Source organism: Bradyrhizobium sp. JR4.1, from assembly GCF_040548605.1.
In the GTDB taxonomy this organism is placed as follows: domain Bacteria; phylum Pseudomonadota; class Alphaproteobacteria; order Rhizobiales; family Xanthobacteraceae; genus Bradyrhizobium; species Bradyrhizobium canariense.
The window spans coordinates 50,049-69,700 of the sequence record NZ_JBEPRY010000016.1 but is presented as its reverse complement, the minus strand read 5'-3'; the positions used below and the strand labels follow the sequence as shown (position 1 = coordinate 69,700).

Genomic DNA, 19,652 nt, shown 5'->3' with positions numbered 1-19,652 from the left:
TAGAGCTAACAAAGGGTGTATCGGGCGGGTCGAGTTGCGATATGCGGTCCGCTCGGACTCACGCTCTCGACCCGTCATTCCGTGCTATCAGCAAACCTGAAACCCCCGACTCGCTGTCCCCTAACTCGCTGTCCCCATGGCCAAGAACACACTTTCCTTCGTCTGCCAGAACTGCGGCGCGGCCTATAACCGCTGGCAGGGCAAGTGCGAGTCCTGCGGCGAGTGGAATACGCTCGCGGAGGAGGACACGACCGGCAGCGTGCCGGTGTCGATCCGCTCCAAGCGCAAGGGGCGGACGTTCGCGCTGGAGAGCCTGTCCGGAAAAACCCAGGACGCTCCGCGCCTGTCCTCGGGCATGACGGAGCTCGATCGCGTGACCGGCGGCGGCTTCGTCCGCGGCTCGGTGCTGCTGGTCGGCGGCGATCCCGGCATCGGCAAGTCGACGCTGCTGACGCAGGCCACAAGCCTGCTCGCGCGCGCCGGGCACCGCGTCGTCTACATCTCCGGCGAAGAGGCGGTCGCGCAGGTTCGGCTGCGCGCCGAACGGCTCGGGCTGTCGGACGCGCCGGTGCAGCTCGCCGCCGAGACGTCGGTCGAGGACATCGTCTCGACGCTGTCCGAGGGCGCGGTGCCCCGGCTGATCGTGATCGATTCGATCCAGACGATGTGGACCGACACGGTGGAATCGGCACCCGGCACGGTGACGCAGGTGCGCGCCTCGGCGCAGGCCCTGATTCGATTTGCCAAGAGGACCGGCGCGGCCATCATCCTGGTCGGCCATGTCACCAAGGACGGACAGATCGCAGGCCCCCGCGTGGTCGAGCACATGGTCGATGCGGTGCTGTCGTTCGAGGGCGAAGGCTCGCAGCAATTCCGCATCCTGCGTGCCGTGAAGAACCGTTTCGGTCCGACCGACGAGATCGGCGTGTTCGAGATGACGGGGCTCGGCCTGCGCGAAGTCACCAACCCCTCCGAGCTGTTTTTGTCCGAGCGCGATCTCGGCACGCCCGGCACCGCAGTCTTCGCGGGCATCGAGGGCACAAGGCCCGTTCTGGTCGAATTGCAGGCGCTGGTGGCGCCAACCTCGCTCGGCACCCCGCGACGGGCCGTGGTCGGCTGGGATCCGAGCCGTTTGTCGATGGTGCTGGCGGTGCTGGAAGCCCATTGCGGGGTCAAGCTGTCGGGCCACGACGTCTATCTGAACGTCGCGGGCGGCCTGCGCATCCACGAGCCCGCGGCTGATCTGGCCGCTGCGGCGGCGCTGGTGTCTTCCCTGGTTAATGCGCAGTTACCCACCGATGCGGTCTATTTCGGCGAGATCTCGCTGTCCGGCGTGGTGCGCCCGGTGGCGCAGACCCCGGCCAGGCTGAAAGAAGCGGCAAAACTCGGCTTTCAGCGTGCCGTCCTGCCCGAATCGGCTCGGGGCGAAGCCGCCGGCGATGCCGGCCTGTCGCTGAACGCGATCAACAGCCTGACGACGCTGGTCGCCGAGATCGCCGCGCGCGGCTCCCGGCGAGGCGACTCGAGCGCACCGGCAGAGAAAAATGCCACACCGGCAAGATTCCGCCGCGGAGAGGGTTAGCCGGTGGTGACGTGCCCCGCCCTCGCCGCTATACAGCCGTCACAAAAGCAGCATGGGATTGCGTGGTTGCGGCCTTGCCGGGAACGTCGTCTGGCCCTCACTTAGGGCGGGCGGCCAAACACCGATTCGCTGAGCACCTTGAAGTACGAGCGGACCAGACCAGCCGATGCCAGTAACCATCCTCGACCTGATCCTGCTCGGTGTGATGCTGATTTCGGGCCTGCTCGCCATGGTTCGCGGCTTCATGCGCGAAATCCTGTCGATCGCGGCCTGGGGCACGGCGGCGATCGTCACCCTTTACTCATTCTCGAAGCTGCTGCCGACCGCAAAGACCTATTTCAACAACGATACCGTCGCGAGCGTGGTCGTGGTCGCTGGCGTGTTCGTGGGCACTTTGGTCGTGGTCTCCGTGATCACGGTCCGGATCTCCGACATGATCCTGGATTCGCGCATCGGCGCGCTGGACCGCACCCTCGGCTTCCTGTTCGGGCTGGCACGCGGGCTTTTGATCGTCGTGGTCGCCTTCCTGTTCTTCACCTGGCTGGTACCGGACAAGCAGCGCCCGGATTGGGTCACAGGGGCCAAATCCCGCGTGGTGCTCCAGGGAACCGGGGATTGGCTGATGGCCCTCTTGCCTGACGACCCCGAGAACACCATCTTGAAGAGATTCAAGAAAAACAAACCAGATGAAGAGCAAACTGATTCCGAGCAGCAGCCTTCGGGCAGTGGCGACGGATACAGCAAACCGGCTCGTGACAGCCTTAAAAAGCTGATCGAGAAACCCGCGGCGCGATGATTAAGCCCTAACGAGAGGCTCGGACGAGATGCGAAATCCTGACCAGGACGCCCTACTTGATCTCGGCCCGGCCGCGCTGGAACTTCAAGACGATCTGGAGGGGGATACGCTGCGCGAGGAATGCGGCGTCTTCGGCATCTACGGCCACCCCAATGCCGCCGCCATCACGGCGCTCGGCCTCCACGCCCTTCAGCACCGTGGTCAGGAAGCAGCCGGCATTGTCTCCTATGACGGTGGCCGCTTTCATTCCGAACGCCGCCTCGGCCTCGTCGGTGACACCTTCTCCCGCCGCGAGGTGATCGACCGCCTCCCCGGCACAATGGCAGTCGGCCATGTCCGCTATTCCACCACCGGCGCCACCATCCTGCGCAACGTGCAGCCGCTGTTCGCCGAGCTCAACGCCGGCGGCCTTGCGGTCGCCCACAACGGCAATCTCACCAACGGCCTGACGTTGCGTCGCGAGCTCGTGAAAAGCGGCGCGATGATGCAGTCGACCACCGACACCGAAGTGATCCTGCATTTGGTCGCGCGCTCCAGGCGCAGCCGCTTCATTGAGCGCTATGTCGACGCGCTGCGCGAGATCGAGGGCGCCTATGCGCTGGTCTCGCTGACCAACAAAAAGCTGGTCGGCGCGCGCGACCCGCGCGGCATCCGTCCGCTGGTGCTTGGCGATCTCGACGGCTGCCCAATCCTGACGTCCGAGACCTGCGCCCTCGACATCATCGGCGCGCGCTTCGTGCGCGACATCGAACCCGGTGAAGTCATCGTGTTCGACGAGAGCGGCCAGGACATTCACAAGCCGTTCCCACCGATTGCGCCGCGGCCCTGCATCTTCGAGTACATCTACTTCTCACGTCCGGATTCCATCGTCCACGGCCGCTCCGTCTATGAGGTGCGCAAGGCTTTCGGCGCGCAGCTCGCCAAGGAGAGCCACGTGCCGGTCGACGTCGTGGTGCCGGTGCCGGATTCCGGCGTGCCCGCCGCGGTCGGCTACAGCCAGCATTCCGGCGTGCCGTTCGAGCTCGGCATCATCCGCAACCACTATGTCGGCCGCACCTTCATCCAGCCGACCCAGGCGATCCGCGAGTCCGGCGTGCGCATGAAGCATTCGGCCAACCGCGCCGCGATCGAAGGCAAGCGCATCATCCTGATCGACGATTCGCTGGTGCGCGGCACCACCTCGAAGAAGATCGTTCGCATGATGCGCGATGCCGGCGCCAAGGAAGTACATTTCCGCCTCGCCTCGCCGCCGATCCTCTATCCCGACTATTACGGCATCGACCTGCCGGACCGCGGGGGTCTTCTTGCGGCGACGCATTCGCTCGAAGAGATGCGCGAGATCATCGGCGCCGATTCGCTCGCCTTCCTCTCGATCGACGGCATGTACCGCGCCATGGGCGAGCCCGGCCGCGACCCCGCCAATCCGAAATTCTCGGACCATTGCTTCACCGGGGCCTATCCGACCCACCTCACCGACCAGACCCAGACCGAGCAGCAGCCGCGGCAATTGTCGCTGCTGGCGGAGGCGAGCTGACGGCCGTCGTCCTGGCGAAAGCCAGGACCCATTACCACAGGCCTCTCTGGTTCGAAGAAGGTGTGACAATCATCTTCCCTAGCCATAAACGTCACGGCGTATGGGTCCTGGCTTTCGCCAGGACGACGCTGGATAGAACCTCTTGATGACAAATCCCCTCGCCAACCGCATCGCTCTCGTCACCGGCGCCTCGCGCGGCATCGGCTTCGCCACGGCCAGGGCGCTGGCCAAGGCCGGCGCGCATATCGTCGCCGTGGCGCGCACGCAGGGCGGGCTGGAAGAGCTCGACGACGAGATCCGCAAGGACGGCGGCACCGCAACGCTGGTGCCGCTCAACCTCACCGATTCCGACGGCATCGCGCGGCTCGGCGCCGGCCTGCATGAGCGTTACGGCAAGCTCGACATCCTCGTCGGCAATGCCGGCGTGCTCGGCCCCTCCTCGCCGATCGGCCATATCGAGCTGAAGGCCTTCACCGACGTGATGGCGGTCAACGTCTCCGCGAACTTCCAGCTGATCCGCTGCATGGAGCCGCTGCTCAAGCAGTCCGACGCCGGCCGCGCGGTGTTCGTCACGTCCGGCGCTGCCAACAAGGCGACCGCCTATGTCAGTCCCTACGCGGCGTCCAAGGCGGCGCTGGAAACGCTGGCGCGCGCCTGGGCACAGGAGACCGCGAATACGAAACTGCGCGTCAATTTGTTCAATCCGGGCCCCGTCCGCACCCGCATGCGCGCGACGCTGATGCCGGGCGAAGATCCGGCGACGCTCGATACAGCCGAGCAGGTCGCCGAATTCATCGTGCCGATGTGCGCGCCGGACTGGACCGAAACCGGCAAGTTCTACGACTACAAGACCCGCAGCCTGATGAGCTTCCGCTCGCCGGCCTGATTGACTTGACGGCCTCCCCGCGATTGACTGCCCGCGCTCAAGCGGCAGCAAGCCGCAGGCCAAAAAAGGGAGGTTGCTATGGCACCATGGCGGAATCGCGCAAGCTTTAAGCGTGCGCTCGCAAATGTCTCTCGCGTCCTCTCTGTCCTGATCGCGGCCGTCGCGTTTGCGCTTCCGGGTGCGGCGACCGCCAGCGATGTCCCGACCTTCGCAGTCGATGCTTCCTGGCCAAAGCCGTTGCCGAACAACTGGATCCTCGGCCAGGTCGGCGGCATCACCGTCGACTGGCAGGGCCACATCTGGGTGATCCATCGCCCCCGCTCCCTCACCGACGACGAGAAAGGCGCGAGCCTCACTCCGCCGCGTTCGAAATGCTGCGTGTCGGCGCCGCCGGTGCTCGAATTCGACAGCGACGGCAATCTGCTGCGATCGTGGGGCGGCGCGGGCGAAGGCTATGAATGGGTCGGCCGCGAGCACGGCATCGAGGTCGACGAGCGCGGCTTCGTCTGGGTCGGCGGCAATGCCGACAACGACAACGCGATCCTGAAATTCACGCTCGACGGCAAGTTCGTCGCCCAGATCGGCAAGATCGCGCCGAGCCTCGGCAGCAACGACACGACACAGCTCGGCAAACCCGCCGAGACCGCGATCGACAAGGCCGCCAACGAAATCTATGTCGCCGACGGCTACGGCAACCGCCGCGTCATCGTGTTCGACGCAACGACCCTCGCCTACAAGCGGCACTGGGGCGCCTACGGCAACAAGCCTGATGACACCAAGCAGGCGGCGTACGATCCCAAGGCGCCGGTGTCCCAGCAGTTCGGCAATCCCGTCCACTGCGTGAAGCTCGCCAATGACGGTCTCGTCTATGTCTGCGACCGCATCAACAACCGCATCCAGGTGTTCAAGACGGACGGCACCTTCGTGAAGGAATTCTTCTTCGAGAAGAACACCCTCGGCAATGGCGCGGTGTGGGACGTCGCAATCTGGCCCGATCCGAAGCAGACCTGGCTGCTCAGCGCGGACGGCGAGAACAACGAGATCAGGGTGATCAGGCGCGACGACGGCAGCGTGGTCGGCAGCTTCGGGCACAACGGCCGCAATGCCGGACAATTCCACTGGGTGCACGCCATGGCGATCGACGCCAAGGGTAACGTCTATACCGCCGAGGTCGACACCGGAAAGCGCATCCAGAAATTCAAGCTGACATCGGACGCGCTGAAATAGCGTCTCGACGCATTTTGCCCAAAAGTTAACGGAGGGATGACGCTGCGACGCAGCGTCATCCGGCTTTAGGCGCATTGCCGCCGGCCGTGGGACACGGTAGAGCCATCAGCCGGAACAAGGCTCCCATTCAAGAGAGCCGTCCGCATGTTTGACAATGGAGGAAAGCTTTTATGACGACGACGTTCGCGCGCCGCTCCGCGGCTCTTCTGGCCTGTGCCGCCTTCGGTTTTGCCACATCCGCCTTCGCCCAGGAAAAATCCGTCACGATCGGCGTGCTCAACGACATGTCCAGCCTCTATGCCGACATCGGCGGCCCCGGCGCCGTGGCGGCGGTCAACATGGCGGTGGAAGATTCCGGTCTCCGCGCCAAGGGCTGGAAGATCGAGGTGATCAGCGGCGACCACCAGAACAAGCCGGACGTCGGCGTCAACATCGCGCGGCAGTGGATCGACACCCAGAAGGTCGATGTGATCGCCGACACCCCGAACTCCGGCGTGGCGCTGGCCGTCAGCAACGTCGTCAAGGAAAAGAACGCGGTCCTGCTCAACAATGGCGGCGCCAGTGCCGACCTCACCGGCAAGGCCTGCAACGCCAACACCATTTCCTATACTTACGACACCTACATGCTCGCCAACGGTACCGGCAAGGCGCTGACCAAGGCCGGCGGCGACAGCTGGTTCTTCCTGACCGCCGACTACGCCTTCGGTGCCGCGCTCGAGCGTGACACCAGCGCGGTCGTCACCGCGAACGGCGGCAAGGTGCTCGGCGGCGTCAAGCATCCGCTCAACACGTCGGATTTCTCCTCCTTCCTGCTGCAGGCGCAGAATTCGAAGGCGAAGATCGTCGGTCTCGCCAATGCCGGCGGCGACACCACCAACTCGATCAAGCAGGCGGCCGAGTTCGGCATCGTCGAAGGCGGCCAGAAGCTCGCGGCGCTGTTGCTGTTCATCAACGACGTCCACTCGCTCGGCCTGAAGACCGCGCACGGCCTGACCTTCACCGAATCCTTCTATTGGGACCTCAACGAAGGCACGCGCGCCTTCTCGAAGCGCTTCCAGGACAAGGTCGCCAACAAGGCGATGCCCTCGATGACGCAGGCCGGCAATTACGCGGCCGTGCTGCATCTTCTGAAGGCGATGGACGCCCTCGGCGGCAATCCGCACGACGGCGCCAAAGTTGTCGCCAAGATGAAGGAGATCCCGACCGACGATCCGCTGTTCGGCAAGGGCCCGCTGCGCGAGGACGGACGCCGGATCATTCCCGCCTTCCTGTTCGAGGTGAAGAAGCCGGAAGAATCCAAGGGACCGTGGGATTATTACAAGCTGGTCGCGACCATCCCGGCGGAAGATGCGGCCAAGCCGCTCAAGGACAGCGAGTGCCCGCTGGTGAAGAAGTAAGAGCATAGGTGCCGTAGGGTGGGCAAAGGCGCAAAAGCGCCGTGCTCACCATCTCTCGACAACCGAACAAGGCGGTGGGCACGCTTCGCTTTGCCCACCCTACGCAACCGTCTTCGCCGCTCCCAGCGCCCGCACCGCGATCGCCACGCACGCCACCATCAACACCGCCGCGAGCAGGAACGGCGCGCCGGGCAGCTGCCACGGCGCGCTGGCGCCGATGAAGTATGAAAACGTCAGCGTGAACAGGAACGGACCGACGAGCTGCGACACGCTCTGCACGCTCGCGGTCGCGCCCTGCAACTGGCCCTGCTGATCGGGCGCGACCAGCCGCGTCATCAGCGATTGCATGGCGGCGCCCGAAATGCCCCACAGCGACATCACGGGAATGCCGATCCAGAACAGCGGTCCGGTCGGCGCTGCGCCGAAGATCACGAAGCCGACCGCGCCACAGCACAGGCCCATCAACAAGGCGTTGCGCTCGCCGAGCACGCGCACGATCGGACCGATCGCGAGCCCCTGCACCACCATGGCGCAGACGCCGACCATCGCCAGCGTCAATCCCACGGTCTTCGAATCCCAGCCGTAGCGATAGGTGGCGTAGAGCACGAAGGTCGAGGGAAGCACGACATGCGCGACCTGCGCGATGAAGTTGACGACGGACAACGCAGCGAGCACCACGTTCGAACGCAGCAGGCGGAGCGCTCCGAGCGGATTGGCGCTCCTCCAGCGGAACGGCGCGCGCTTGTCCGGCGCCAGCGATTCCGGCAGGACGAAGAGCCCATAGAGCGCATTGGCCAAGCTCAGGGCCGCCGAGGCCCAGAACGGCAGGCGCGGATCGATATCGCCGAGCAGACCACCCAGCGCCGGGCCCAGCACGAAGCCGGCGCCGAACGCAGCTCCAATCCTGCCGAACACCGCTGCGCGCCGCTCCGGCGGCGTAATGTCGGCGATATAGGCAAAGGCGGTCGAGATGCTCGCCGAGGTGATGCCTGAGATCACCCGGCCGACGAACAGCCAGACCAGCGACGGCGCCAGCGCCATCAGCACATAGTCGGCCGCGAGCCCGAAATTCGACAGCAGCACCACCGGCCGCCGCCCGAAGCGATCCGACAGCGCGCCGAGCACCGGCGAGAACACGAATTGCATCAGCGCCCAGGCGGTGCCGAACAGGCCGAAGATGCGGGCCGCGTGCGCCGTGTCGTTGTCGACGAAGCTCTCGATCAGTTTTGGCAGGATCGGCATGATCACGCCGAGCGCGAGCATGTCGAGCAGGATGGTGACGAAGATGAAGGCGACCGCACCGCGCCGGACTGGCGCAGCGCCCTGCGCCATCGCCTCGCCGGCTTGGTTGCTCACGACGGCCGCTTGCGCTTGTGGGCGAAGGGATTGGCCTTCTCGCGCAAGGTGATACGCACCGGCGTGCCCGGCAGCTCGAAGGCCTCACGCAGCGAGTTGGTGAGGTAGCGCAGATAGGACTGCGGCACCGCGTCCGCACGCGAGCAGAACAGCACGAAGCTCGGCGGACGCGCCTTGGTCTGCGTGATGTAATTCAGCTTGAGGCGTCGGCCGGACACGGCCGGCGGCGGATTGGCCTGGACCGCCTCCTCGAACCAGCGGTTCAGCGCCGCCGTCGACACACGTCTGTTCCAAAGCGCATAGGCATCCTGGATCGCCTGCATCAATCGATCGACGCCCTCGCCCATCAAGCCGGAGACGGCGACGATCGGCACGCCTTTGATCTGCGGCAGCAAATGATCGGCATCGCGGCGCAGGTTCGAGATCGCGCCGCCGCCTTTGCTCTCCATCAGGTCCCATTTGTTGACGGCGAGCACGACGGCGCGACCTTCGCGCTCGATCAGGTCGGCGATGCGAAGATCCTGCTCCTCGAAGCGGTTCTGCGCATCCATCATCATCACGACGACTTCGGCAAAGCGCACCGCGCGCAGTGCGTCGGCGACCGAGAGCTTCTCGAGCTTCTCCTCGATCCGCGAGCGCCGGCGCAGACCCGCGGTGTCGAACACGCGAAACTCGCGACCCTTCCAGTTGATCTCGACCGCGATGGAATCGCGCGTGGTGCCGGCCTCCGGGCTCGTCAGCAGGCGCTCCTCGCCGAGCAGATGATTGATCATCGTCGACTTGCCGGCGTTGGGCCGGCCGACGATGGCAACCCGGATCGGACGCGTGGCCGCCTCTTCCTCCGTCAGCGGCTCGTCGTCCTCGACGTCATCCTCCTCGACGGGCTCCGGCATCAGCTCTCGAAGGGCATCATAGAGCTCACCGAGGCCCTCGCCGTGCTCGGCCGAGATCTGGATGGGATCGCCGAGGCCGAGCGCGAAAGCCTCCATCGCGCCGGCATCGCCATGCTTGCCTTCGCTCTTGTTGGCGACCAGCAGCACCGGCTTGTTGGCCTTGCGGGCGAAATCGGCGAAGGCGCGATCGTTGGGCGTGAGGCCCATGCGGGCATCGATCACGAAGAACAGCGCGTCGGCCTGTGCGATCGCGGCCTCCGTCTGCTCCTGCATGCGGGCGGTCAGCGAGCCCTTGGCCCCCTCGTCGAGGCCGGCGGTGTCGATGATCGTGAAGTCGAGATCGCCGAGCCTGGCCTCGCCCTCGCGGCGATCGCGGGTGACGCCGGGCAGGTCATCGACAAGCGCGAGCTTCTGCCCGACCAGACGGTTGAACAGCGTCGATTTGCCGACATTGGGTCGGCCGATAATGGCAATCTTAAAGGACATGGGTCATTCGTGCGCTGCCGGAGCCGCGCCTGTCAATGAAATGAAGACAATTGTTTGAGCATGATCTTTTCGGAAAACCGCTTCACACTTTTCCGGATCATGCTCTAGCGCGAGAAGCTGCCGCTGGGCATCGGCGCCGGGAAGGCGCCCTGCGTTTGCTGCTGGGTGGTCTGGGTCGGTTGCGCCTGCTGGACGGGCTGATCGGGCGGCGGCGCGGTGGTGCGCTTGCGCACGATCTTCTGCCTGGGCGGCGGCGTGGCCGCGGGCGGCGCGGCCTCGGGCTGGGCCTCGCCATCGACTTCGCCGGCGGGCACCTCAGCCGGCGCAACGGCAGCGCTGGCGGGCTGCCTGGTCTTTTTCGCCTTGGCACCCTTCGCCGGCTTGGCCGGCTCGGGCGGAGGCTCGGTGGGCAGAGCCGCGACGGCGGGTCCGTTCGGATCGGGCCGTTGCTGCGCGCCCTTGTACATATCCTTCGGAACGCCCTGCTCGAGGCCCGGCACGCCTTCCGGGAACACCGGCTTGCGGTCGCCCGGCAGCTTCTTCTTGGTATCGAGGAAGTCGAGCATGTCGCTCGGATCGAAGCTGGAGCAACCGCCCAGCACGCCCGTGAAGGCGATCAGGACGGCGGCTGCGATCAAGCGTGACGTACGGCGCATATCGGTATCTCGTCTCAGCTCTCGGCTCAGCTCTTCGCTACGGGCGGCAGCAGGGCCTGCAGCGCCTCGGCGCGCGAGCGCAAGCCGGGCGGCGTTTCGCCATCCTCGGCAATCGCGTCGAGCCATTTGCGGGCCGCAGTCATGTCGTTGTTGCGCCAGGCCGACAGCGCCAGCATCTCGCGGGCGGTATGACGAAAGGTCGATTTGGGCGCGGTGGAGGCGTCCAGCCGCTGCTGCATGTCGGCATAACCGGCGCTGTCGAGCAGGAGACCGGCGGCGCGGATCTTCGCCAGATCCTGCCACTCGCCGCCCACGCTGTGGTCGGCGGCGATGTCGTCATACAGCTTGGCGCCCGCCTTGGTGTCGCGGGCCGCCGCCTCGGCCGCAGCACGCAGCCGCGCCAGGGTGCGATAGCCCGATGGAGCCTTTGCGGCGAGCTCGGTGAAGGCCGCCTCGGCCTCCGCATGCTTGTCCTGCTCGGACAGCTCGGCGGCCTTTTCGAAGGCGGCGCCGGCCTCGGCGGCCTTCTTGGCCTCCACATACTGGTAAGCGCGCCAGCCACCCACGGCGGCGACGATCAGCACCATCAGGGCGATGAAGACGATCGAATACTTGTCCCACAGCTTCTTGAGCTGTTCGCGACGTACTTCCTCGTCGACTTCGTCAAATAATTCAGACACTTATGCTAATCCCATGCCCGTCCGGGTGCGCGCGCCAAGGCGTTCGCGTCAGGAATCCCGTCCCCACGTGGCGGCGAGGTACCCTAACGATATGGCGGTGGCAAGGCAAAGCGAGCCCGATCAAGGCGTTAACCACCCGGGACAGCCCGGAGAGACCGCCTCCCCGGGTCAGGATCCCAACAGCTCCCGCAGCTGCCGCTTCAGTACCTTGCCATTGGCATTGCGCGGCAGCGGCTCCGCTGTGATCATCATGCTCTCCGGGACCTTGTAGTCGGACAGCCGCTCCGCGCACCAGGCGCGCAAGGCCTCGCTGTCCACCGGCGCGCGCGCCACCACCACGGCGTGAACGCGTTCGCCCAACACCGGGCACGCCTTGGCGACGATCGCGCTCTCGACCACGGCCGGGTGGCCGGCCAGCACGGATTCGACCTCGGCCGAATAGATCTTGAGGCCGCCGCGGTTGATCATGTCCTTCTGCCGGTCGAACACCCGGACAAATCCCTCCACATCGATCGAGCCGAGATCGCCGGAATGCCAGAACCCGCTGGTGAAGCTTTCGGCCGTGGCCTTTGGGTTGTTCCAATAGCCCTTGATGACGGAGGCACTCTGGATCCAGAGCTCGCCGATTTCCCCAGGCGGCAGCTCACGCCCGTCCGCGCCCATTGCCAGAATGCGCGCACCGGGACACGGCAGGCCAACGCTGTCGATGTGGGTTGCCGTCAACTCGCCCGGCATGATCGTGGACGGCGATGTCGTCTCGGTCGCGCCGTAGCAGTTCGCCAGCTCGAGGCCCGGAATGATCGCCTTGAGCTTCTCGATGGTGGCAACCGGCATCGGCGCGCCACCAAAGCCTCCGATGCGCCAGCTCGACAGATCGTAGCTCTCGAAATCGGGCTGGAGCAGGCAGAGATTGTACATCGCCGGCACCATCACCGTGTAGGTGACGCGCTCGCGCGCGGCGAGCTTGAGATATTCGCCGGCCTTGAACTCCGGCATGATGATCAGCGCGCCGCCGCAGCAGATCATCGTCGTGATGTTGGCGACGACGCCGGTGACGTGGCCGAGCGGCACTGCCGCGATCGAACGGTCGGCCGCCGTCAATTGCAGGCAGGACACGAAGATCATCGAGGAATGGACGATGTTGCAATGGGCCAGCATCGCGCCCTTCGGCTTGCCTGTCGTGCCCGAGGTGTAGAGGATCATCGCGGTGTCCTCCTCGCTCGTCTCGACCGGCGCCGGGGCCGGCGCGCTGTCGACGAGCACCGCGAAATGCGACCGAGCCGGATCGTCATCGACCGCGATACGGTGGATCACATCGGGCACATCCCGCACGTCCGGCAGCCGCTCCGCGAGCGCCGCCTCGTGGATCAGGATTTTGGCGCCGCAGTCGGCGAGCACATAAGCGATTTCCGGCTTCTGCTGCCGTGTGCTGAGCAGCACCGTGACGAGCCCCTCATGCGCGGCAGCAAACAGCAGCAGCGGGAATTCGACCCGGTTGCCGAGCAGGATCGCGACACGATCGCCGCGCCGCAATCCGAGCTTGCGAAATCCCGCCGCGATCCGCGCAGCCTGCTCCGCGGCCTGCCGCCAGCTCAGCCGGACATGGCCTGAGATCAGCGCTTCGCCGTCGGGATTGCGGGCGCAGGCGTCCGCAATCATCGCCCATAGGCTCGACGGCCGATCGCAAAATGCCGGCACGACCCGATCGCCGAAGCGCGCCTCGAACCGCATTGGCGGGATCTGAGAATGCGACCAGTCCATCGGAATGCCTTGGCTTGTTGCTCTTGTTACTTTGTCACTTTCCGCGCAGGGCATGCGGTCCCGTCTTGTGCTGATCGGCTATCCACCCATCACGGGAACGCCGATCACGACCGGATGGAACGCAAAAGCCAGCGCCAGATAAGCGACGATCCCGACCGCGATCGCGATCAGATCGTTGGTGACGCCGCCCACCGGAATCGGCGGACCGCCGCCATCGGTGCGACGCTTCAGCGTGATACGATCATACACCGCCCAGCCCAGGAAGGAGCCGAACAGGATGATGGAGCCGAGATCGCCATTGGCCAGAAGATGCGCCGCCGCCCACAGCTTGATGCCGGCCAGCATCGGATGCTTCAGCGTCGCGTAAATGCGGCCGCGCAGATAGGACGCAACCACCAGGATGACCGCGGGCAACATCAGCGCGAGCGTGATGTGCTTCAGCGCCTTCGGCGGATACCAGACGTCGATCCAGCCCGTCGCACGGTAATGCGCGAAGCCCCAGATGATCAGCGCGAGCCCCGCGAGCGAGGCAAGCGAATAGAGGATTTTGTAGGTCCCCTCGCCCAGTCTCGCGATGGCCTGCGCGCGCGCCTCGCGTTTCGTCGTGAACACATGCGCCGCAAAAAACAGCGCAAGCCCCAGGATCATCACCAGCAGACCCACGAGATTCTCCCCTCAACCAGCGCCCCAGCCCATGGCGTATCATCGATTGGCCGCGGGTCGCAACTGATGCGCTACTTGCCGATCTCGCGATTGTCGACATATCGGATCGCGATCGGCCGCCCGGCGAGGGCACCGCCAAGACCCCCGGTGAATTTCAGCGGCAGGCAGGCGTTCAACGATGAATTGATCGCATTGAGGTAGGAGGTTCTCGTCTCGGCGGGGACGCCTGCGGTCGCAAAGGTCAGGCGCGGCGGGCCGATCAGGCCGCCCGATTTGTTGAAGCTGAAACGCACGGCGATCTGCATGCCCGCGTGCGCATTGTCCGTTGGCGGCGACCAGCAGCTGCGCAGTTCGGCGAAGAGATCGCCGATCGTGTCGAGATCATGATCCGGCTTCTGGTATTTGGCGCGATCCGCCTCTGACGGTACGCTTTGGATCGTGAGCTGGAGATTCTGGCCATAGGGATAGTCGATCTCGGGAATACAGGGACCAGGCTCGAGCGGGCTGCAGTAGGACGGCGTGCAGGGCCTGCCGTCGAGGACGCTGCACGGCTCGTGCGAAAACGGAATTGGGTTGATTTGCCTGGGCCGCGCGTCCGCGGCGATCGTCGAGATCGCCAGCAGGAAGAAAACAAGGATGCCGCGCCACATGACCAGAACGTGGCATCGCCGGAGAAGCCGTCAAGCCTGCAAGCGTTCACATGCTCGCGCGTACACGCGGTGTCGTCGTCCGGCTTGACCGGACGACCCAGTATCCCAGAGGCGATTGTGATTGAGCCGAGAGGCTGCGGCGTACTGGATGCCCCGCCTGCGCGGGGCATGACAGCGGTGGGACGGAGCCACACCCTAGCCCTTCTTCTTGACGTCCTTGACGTTGGTGAACTCGATGCCCTCGGCCCGTTCCCTTGTGTAGCCGAGATAGAACTCGTTCCGCGCCAGATAGACGGGATCGCCGTCGACATCGTCGGCGATGCTGGAGGTGTTGGCAGCGATGAAGGTATCGAGCTTCTTGCGGTCGCCCGAGGAGACCCAACGCGCGAGCTGGAACTCGCTGACCTCGAATTCGACCGGGAGGGAATATTCCGCATCCAGCCGCGCCTTGAGCACGTCGAGCTGGAGAGCGCCGACGACGCCGACCAACGCGGGCGCGCCGTCGCGCGGGCGGAACACCTGCACCACGCCCTCTTCCGACATCTGCTGAAGCGCTTCCTTCAGCTTCTTGGCTTTCATCGCATCGGTGAGACGCACGCGGCGGACGATTTCCGGCGCAAAGCTCGGCACGCCGACGAAGTTGAAATCCTCACCGTCGGTCAGCGTATCGCCGATGCGCAGCGTGCCGTGATTGGGAATGCCGACGACATCGCCGGCATAGGCTTCGTCCGCAACCGAACGGTCCTGCGCGAAGAAGAATTGCGGGCTCGACAGCGGCATGCTCTTGCCGGTGCGCACGAGCTTCGCCTTCATGCCGCGGCTCAGCTTGCCGGAGCACAGCCGCGCGAAGGCGATGCGGTCGCGGTGGTTGGGATCCATGTTGGCCTGGATCTTGAACACGAAGGCGCTCATGCGCGGGTCGGTGGCTTCGACCTTGCGCTGGTCGCTCTCCTGCGCGCGCGGCTCGGGCGCGAACTTGCCGAGCCCTTGCAGCAGGTCGCCGACGCCGAAATTGCGTAGCGCGCTGCCGAAATAGACCGGCGTCAGATGGCCCTCGCGAAACGCTTCGAGCTCGAACGGCTTTGAAGCCGCGGTGACGAGCTCGAGCTCGTCCTTGACCGCTGACACGTCGAGATTGGCGTTGAGCTTGGCGAGCTCGGCGATCTCGATCTGCTGCGCCGCGCCGGTCTTGGCACCGCCGCCTTCGAGCAGGCGCACGCCGCCATTGACGACGTCATAGGTGCCGAGGAACTCGCGGCCGCGGCCGACAGGCCAGGTCATCGGCGTGGTATCGAGCGCCAGCGTCTTCTCGATCTCGTCGAGGAGCTCGAACACGTCGCGGCTCTCGCGGTCCATCTTGTTGATGAAGGTGATGATCGGGATGTCGCGAAGACGACATACCTCGAACAGCTTTCGGGTGCGCGCCTCGATGCCCTTGGCGGCGTCGATCACCATGACGGCGGAATCGACCGCCGTGAGCGTGCGATAGGTGTCTTCCGAAAAGTCCTCGTGACCCGGCGTGTCCAGCAGGTTGAAAACGAGGCCCTCGAACTCGAAGGTCATGACCGAGGTCACGACCGAGATTCCGCGCTCGCGCTCGATCTTCATCCAGTCCGAACGCGTGTTGCGCCTCTCGCCCTTGGCCTTGACCTGGCCGGCCAGATTGATGGCGCCACCGAACAGCAGCAGCTTTTCGGTCAGCGTGGTCTTGCCGGCGTCCGGATGCGAGATGATGGCAAAGGTACGCCGCCGCGACACTTCAGCGGCAAGCGAGGAACGGGCCGTCGATTCGGCTGTGGTGGCGATGTCGGACATTGCGGCAGCGTTTGGCAGGGAAAATGAGCCTGATCAAGCCTCATCTGGTGATTGCGGAGCCTTCCGGCCAGTCCCATATCGGGCCCAAGATCAGGTTGGGAGGGACGGCCTTCCCTTCCCACAGCACGCCAGTCGCGGGGACGACCCTGCCTTGAATGGAGGGTCGTCATGGCCTGGAGCATCCTGTTCGTCGCCGGTCTGCTGGAGGTCTCCTGGGCGATCGGCCTCAAATACACCGAGGGGTTCAGCAAGCTCGTTCCGTCGGTCCTCACGCTCGGCGCCATGGCCGGCAGCATCATCCTGCTCGGGCTCGCCCTCAAATCGCTGCCGATTGGAACCGCTTATGCAGTCTGGACCGGCATCGGCGCGGTCGGTACCGCGACGCTCGGCATCGTCCTGTTCGGCGAGCCGGCCACCGCGTTCCGCCTCGCCAGCATCGGGCTGATCGTCGCCGGGATTGTCGGGCTGAAGCTGGTTACCTGAGGAAGATCTTGACCGCCCACCAGCTCAGCGCGGCGACGATGGCCGAGGCCGGCATCGTGATCACCCAGGCATAGACGATCGAGCTGGCGACGTTCCAGCGCACCGCCGAAAGGCGGCGGGCGGCGCCGACGCCGACGATGGCCCCGGTGATGGTGTGGGTGGTCGAGACGGGAACGCCGAGGAAGGTCGCCATGAACAGGGTCGCGGCACCGCCGGTCTCGGCGCAAAATCCCTGCATCGGGGTCAGCTTGGTGATGCGCAGGCCCATGGTGCGAACGATGCGCCAGCCGCCCATCAGCGTCCCCATCGCCATCGCGGCCTGGCACGAGAGCACCACCCAGAAGGGTACGAAGAATTCGCCGCCGAGCTGGCCCTGCGAATAGAGCAGCACGGCGATGATGCCCATGGTCTTCTGCGCGTCGTTGCCCCCATGGCCGAGCGAATAGAGCGAGGCGGAGGCGAATTGCAGGATGCGGAAGGCGCGATCCACGGCAAAGGGCGTGGAGCGCACCGAGGCCCAGGAGACGATCGCGACCAGCACCATCGCGAGCAGGAAGCCGACGAGCGGAGACAGCACGATAGCGATCACCGTCTTGGACAATCCGCTCCAGACCGCCGCCGAAAGGCCGGCTTTGGCCACACCGGCACCAAACAAGCCGCCGATCAATGCATGAGACGAGGACGATGGGATGCCGAGCGCCCATGTCACGAGGTTCCAGACGATGGCGCCGACGAGCGCGGCGAAGATCACCTGAGCATCCACGATCGCGGGATCGATGATGCCGGTGCCGATGGTCTGGGCGACGTGGAGCCCGAACACCATGAAGGCGACGAAATTGAAGAACGCGGCCCAGAACACCGCGTATTGCGGCCGCAGCACGCGAGTCGAGACGATGGTCGCAATCGAATTGGCGGCGTCGTGCAGGCCGTTCAGGAAGTCGAACAGCAGCGCGACGGCGATCAATCCGATCAGGACGGGAAGACCCAACGCAACATCCACGGCGTGGCCCCTGCCCTAAACTTGCTCGATGACGATGCTGTTGATCTCGTTCGCGACGTCGTCGAAGCGATCGGCGACTTTCTCGAGATGGTCGTAAATCTCTGCGCCCACGATGAAATCCATCGCGTTGCCGTCGCGATGCTTGAGGAACAGTTCCTTCAGCCCGATATCATGGAGATCGTCGACGCGGCCTTCCAGTTTGCCAAGCTCTTCCGTGATCGCAGTCAGCATGGCCACGTTCTGACCGATCTTCTGCATCAGCGGCAGCGCACGGCCGACCAGATTGGCGCATTCGATCAGGAGCCCGCCGATCTCCCGCATCGGGGGCTCGAAGCTGCGGACCTCGAACAGCATCACGGCCTTGGCGGTCTGCTGCATCTGGTCGATGGCGTCGTCCATCGAGGTGATCAGGTTCTTGATGTCGCCGCGGTCGAACGGGGTGATGAAGGTGCGACGCACCGCCGTCAGCACCTCACGGGTGATATTGTCCGCATCGTTCTCGAACTGGTTGACGCGCTGGCAATAGACCGGCGTCTCCTCGCCCCCGTTGAGCATGCTCTGGAGCGCGATCGAGCCCTGGATCACGGTCTGGGCGTGGCGGTCGAACAGGTCGAAGAACCGTTCTTCCTTGGGCAGGAAAGAGCGAAACAATCGCATCATGGGAGAGAAACTACCGGTTGGATAATGGCCTGGCCAAAGGGGGCCGTCATGAAACTGTCATAGACCATTTTCGATCCACGCGCGTGCCACCTCACGCCCGTGGAGCCGGATCATCCACCGCTTTCGCGAGTCAACACATCTTCCATTAGATCAATGACTTACAGCGACCGCCGGAAGTAATGCGCGATTTCGCCGATGACGCCACGGCGGAAGGTGAGCACGCAGATCACGAAGATCGAGCCCTGGATCACGGTCACCCACTGCCCGAACCCCGCCAGATATTGCTGCATGGCGATGATCACGAAGGCACCGACCACGGGACCGAACACGGTTCCTAGACCACCGACCAGCGTCATCAGCACGACTTCGCCCGACATTGACCAGTGCACGTCGGTGAGCGAGGCATTCTGCGCCACGAAGACTTTCAGCGCACCGGCAAAGCCGGCCAGCGTACCCGACAGGACGAAAGCCAGGAACTTGTACTGATCGGTGCGGTAACCCAGCGAGATCGCGCGCGGCTCGTTCTCGCGGATCGCCTTGAGGACTTCGCCGAAGGGCGAGTTGATGATGCGGAAGATCAGCAGGAAGCCGGCGAGGAAGCCGACCAGAACCACATAGTAGAGCACGGTCGGCTTGGTCAGATCGAACACGCCGAACATGCGTCCTTGCGGGATGCCCTGGATGCCGTCTTCGCCATGGGTAAACGGCGCCTGGAGGTAGATGAAGTACAGAAGCTGCGACAGCGCCAGCGTGATCATCGAGAAATAGATGCCCTGGCGCCGGATCGAGATATAGCCCGTGATGAGCGAGAGCACGAAGGCACCGGCGACGCCGACGAGGATGCCGAGCTCCGGCGGCAGCGCCCAGACCTTCAGCGCATGCGCGCTGCAATAGCCGGCGGTGCCTAAGAACATCGCATGGCCGAAGGACAGCAAACCGCCGTAGCCGATCAGCAGGTTGAAGGCGCAGGCGAGCAGCGCGAAGCACAGCGCCTGCATCACGAAGAACGGGTAGACGCCCGTGAATGGCACCGAAGCCAGCAGCAGCGCCATCACCACGAACACGATCATCTCGTCGCGGATCGCGCGCGGGGTTACCGGCAGCGTGTCGTCCGTCAAGGCTGTCAT

Annotated in this window: 18 protein-coding genes; 7 read left to right on the top strand and 11 right to left on the bottom strand. The window is 64.8% G+C overall.

Going from position 1 to position 19,652, the window contains the following annotated elements:
• Positions 1 to 136 precede the first annotated feature (136 nt).
• The 6 genes from radA (at position 137) to ABIB90_RS27015 (ending at position 7,422) form a co-directional block, all read left to right on the top strand.
• Positions 137 to 1,582 carry a DNA repair protein RadA gene (gene radA, locus ABIB90_RS27040; RefSeq protein WP_007592053.1) on the top strand — a complete coding sequence of 482 codons (1,446 nt, stop codon included), beginning with the start codon at positions 137 to 139 and terminating at the stop codon, positions 1,580 to 1,582.
• 166 nt (positions 1,583 to 1,748) lie between these two features.
• Entirely contained in the window at positions 1,749 to 2,378 is a 630-nt protein-coding gene (locus ABIB90_RS27035; protein ID WP_007592055.1) for a CvpA family protein, read from the top strand.
• A 28-nt stretch (positions 2,379 to 2,406) separates the two neighbouring features.
• Positions 2,407 to 3,912, top strand: coding sequence for an amidophosphoribosyltransferase (purF, locus tag ABIB90_RS27030; protein ID WP_219683207.1), 1,506 nt, complete (start codon positions 2,407 to 2,409; stop codon positions 3,910 to 3,912).
• 145 nt (positions 3,913 to 4,057) lie between these two features.
• Positions 4,058 to 4,798: an SDR family NAD(P)-dependent oxidoreductase gene (locus ABIB90_RS27025; protein ID WP_354163543.1), complete on the top strand. Its 741-nt coding sequence runs from the start codon at positions 4,058 to 4,060 to the stop codon at positions 4,796 to 4,798.
• A 78-nt stretch (positions 4,799 to 4,876) separates the two neighbouring features.
• Positions 4,877 to 6,025, top strand: a complete 1,149-nt coding sequence (locus tag ABIB90_RS27020; RefSeq protein WP_354163545.1) for an NHL repeat-containing protein — start codon at positions 4,877 to 4,879, stop codon at positions 6,023 to 6,025.
• A 170-nt stretch (positions 6,026 to 6,195) separates the two neighbouring features.
• Positions 6,196 to 7,422, top strand: a complete 1,227-nt coding sequence (locus ABIB90_RS27015) for an ABC transporter substrate-binding protein (protein WP_354163547.1) — start codon at positions 6,196 to 6,198, stop codon at positions 7,420 to 7,422.
• A 99-nt stretch (positions 7,423 to 7,521) separates the two neighbouring features.
• On the opposite strand, the gene ABIB90_RS27010 is transcribed toward ABIB90_RS27015, so the two are convergent.
• The 8 genes from ABIB90_RS27010 to ABIB90_RS26975 all read right to left on the bottom strand — a co-directional run bounded on the left by ABIB90_RS27010 (position 7,522) and on the right by ABIB90_RS26975 (position 16,382).
• On the bottom strand, positions 7,522 to 8,778 hold the full coding sequence (locus ABIB90_RS27010) for a TCR/Tet family MFS transporter (RefSeq protein ID WP_354201686.1): 1,257 nt from the start codon (positions 8,776 to 8,778) through the stop codon (positions 7,522 to 7,524).
• The gene (gene der / locus ABIB90_RS27005; RefSeq protein ID WP_354163552.1) at positions 8,775 to 10,157 is read right to left on the bottom strand and encodes a ribosome biogenesis GTPase Der; all 1,383 of its coding nucleotides are present in this window, start codon (positions 10,155 to 10,157) and stop codon (positions 8,775 to 8,777) included. Before der ends, ABIB90_RS27010 begins: the two co-directional genes overlap by 4 nt.
• A 104-nt stretch (positions 10,158 to 10,261) precedes the next feature.
• Positions 10,262 to 10,813, bottom strand: a complete 552-nt coding sequence (locus tag ABIB90_RS27000) for a hypothetical protein (RefSeq protein ID WP_354163554.1) — start codon at positions 10,811 to 10,813, stop codon at positions 10,262 to 10,264.
• Positions 10,814 to 10,839: 26 nt separating this feature from the next.
• Complete coding sequence (locus ABIB90_RS26995; protein WP_354163556.1) at positions 10,840 to 11,493, bottom strand: tetratricopeptide repeat protein; 654 nt, start codon at positions 11,491 to 11,493, stop codon at positions 10,840 to 10,842.
• A gap of 168 nt (positions 11,494 to 11,661) precedes the next feature.
• Entirely contained in the window at positions 11,662 to 13,254 is a 1,593-nt protein-coding gene (locus tag ABIB90_RS26990) for a class I adenylate-forming enzyme family protein (protein WP_354201684.1), read from the bottom strand.
• A 78-nt stretch (positions 13,255 to 13,332) separates the two neighbouring features.
• On the bottom strand, positions 13,333 to 13,917 hold the full coding sequence (locus tag ABIB90_RS26985) for an NnrU family protein (protein WP_219683215.1): 585 nt from the start codon (positions 13,915 to 13,917) through the stop codon (positions 13,333 to 13,335).
• 71 nt (positions 13,918 to 13,988) lie between these two features.
• Positions 13,989 to 14,567, bottom strand: coding sequence for a UCP034077 family protein (locus ABIB90_RS26980; protein WP_354163818.1), 579 nt, complete (start codon positions 14,565 to 14,567; stop codon positions 13,989 to 13,991).
• A gap of 195 nt (positions 14,568 to 14,762) precedes the next feature.
• Positions 14,763 to 16,382, bottom strand: coding sequence for a peptide chain release factor 3 (locus ABIB90_RS26975; RefSeq protein WP_354163820.1), 1,620 nt, complete (start codon positions 16,380 to 16,382; stop codon positions 14,763 to 14,765).
• A 168-nt stretch (positions 16,383 to 16,550) separates the two neighbouring features.
• On the opposite strand from ABIB90_RS26975, the gene sugE reads away from it, so the two are divergent.
• Positions 16,551 to 16,865 (top strand): quaternary ammonium compound efflux SMR transporter SugE, encoded by a 315-nt coding sequence (gene sugE / locus ABIB90_RS26970; RefSeq protein ID WP_354163822.1) that lies wholly within the window; start codon positions 16,551 to 16,553, stop codon positions 16,863 to 16,865.
• Here the strand turns inward: sugE and ABIB90_RS26965 are convergent.
• From ABIB90_RS26965 to ABIB90_RS26955, 3 genes are all read right to left on the bottom strand, one after another.
• The gene (locus tag ABIB90_RS26965; protein ID WP_354163824.1) at positions 16,858 to 17,865 is read right to left on the bottom strand and encodes an inorganic phosphate transporter; all 1,008 of its coding nucleotides are present in this window, start codon (positions 17,863 to 17,865) and stop codon (positions 16,858 to 16,860) included. The two genes, sugE and ABIB90_RS26965, sit on opposite strands and share 8 nt — an antisense overlap.
• A gap of 15 nt (positions 17,866 to 17,880) precedes the next feature.
• Positions 17,881 to 18,525 (bottom strand): DUF47 domain-containing protein, encoded by a 645-nt coding sequence (locus ABIB90_RS26960; protein ID WP_007592082.1) that lies wholly within the window; start codon positions 18,523 to 18,525, stop codon positions 17,881 to 17,883.
• Positions 18,526 to 18,683: 158 nt separating this feature from the next.
• Complete coding sequence (locus ABIB90_RS26955; RefSeq protein WP_007592084.1) at positions 18,684 to 19,652, bottom strand: branched-chain amino acid ABC transporter permease; 969 nt, start codon at positions 19,650 to 19,652, stop codon at positions 18,684 to 18,686.

Coding starts and splice junctions, on each gene's coding strand:
- ABIB90_RS27035 (WP_007592055.1), top strand. CDS start 1,749: ATGCCAGTAACCATCCTCGACCTGATCCTGCTCGGTGTGATGCTGATT.
- purF (WP_219683207.1), top strand. CDS start 2,407: ATGCGAAATCCTGACCAGGACGCCCTACTTGATCTCGGCCCGGCCGCG.
- ABIB90_RS26990 (WP_354201684.1), bottom strand. CDS start 13,254: ATGGACTGGTCGCATTCTCAGATCCCGCCAATGCGGTTCGAGGCGCGC.
- ABIB90_RS26955 (WP_007592084.1), bottom strand. CDS start 19,652: ATGACAGCCTTGACGGACGACACGCTGCCGGTAACCCCGCGCGCGATC.
- ABIB90_RS26975 (WP_354163820.1), bottom strand. CDS start 16,382: ATGTCCGACATCGCCACCACAGCCGAATCGACGGCCCGTTCCTCGCTT.
- ABIB90_RS27000 (WP_354163554.1), bottom strand. CDS start 10,813: ATGCGCCGTACGTCACGCTTGATCGCAGCCGCCGTCCTGATCGCCTTC.
- ABIB90_RS27020 (WP_354163545.1), top strand. CDS start 4,877: ATGGCACCATGGCGGAATCGCGCAAGCTTTAAGCGTGCGCTCGCAAAT.
- ABIB90_RS27025 (WP_354163543.1), top strand. CDS start 4,058: ATGACAAATCCCCTCGCCAACCGCATCGCTCTCGTCACCGGCGCCTCG.
- ABIB90_RS26980 (WP_354163818.1), bottom strand. CDS start 14,567: ATGTGGCGCGGCATCCTTGTTTTCTTCCTGCTGGCGATCTCGACGATC.
- ABIB90_RS26960 (WP_007592082.1), bottom strand. CDS start 18,525: ATGATGCGATTGTTTCGCTCTTTCCTGCCCAAGGAAGAACGGTTCTTC.
- radA (WP_007592053.1), top strand. CDS start 137: ATGGCCAAGAACACACTTTCCTTCGTCTGCCAGAACTGCGGCGCGGCC.
- der (WP_354163552.1), bottom strand. CDS start 10,157: ATGTCCTTTAAGATTGCCATTATCGGCCGACCCAATGTCGGCAAATCG.
- ABIB90_RS27015 (WP_354163547.1), top strand. CDS start 6,196: ATGACGACGACGTTCGCGCGCCGCTCCGCGGCTCTTCTGGCCTGTGCC.
- sugE (WP_354163822.1), top strand. CDS start 16,551: ATGGCCTGGAGCATCCTGTTCGTCGCCGGTCTGCTGGAGGTCTCCTGG.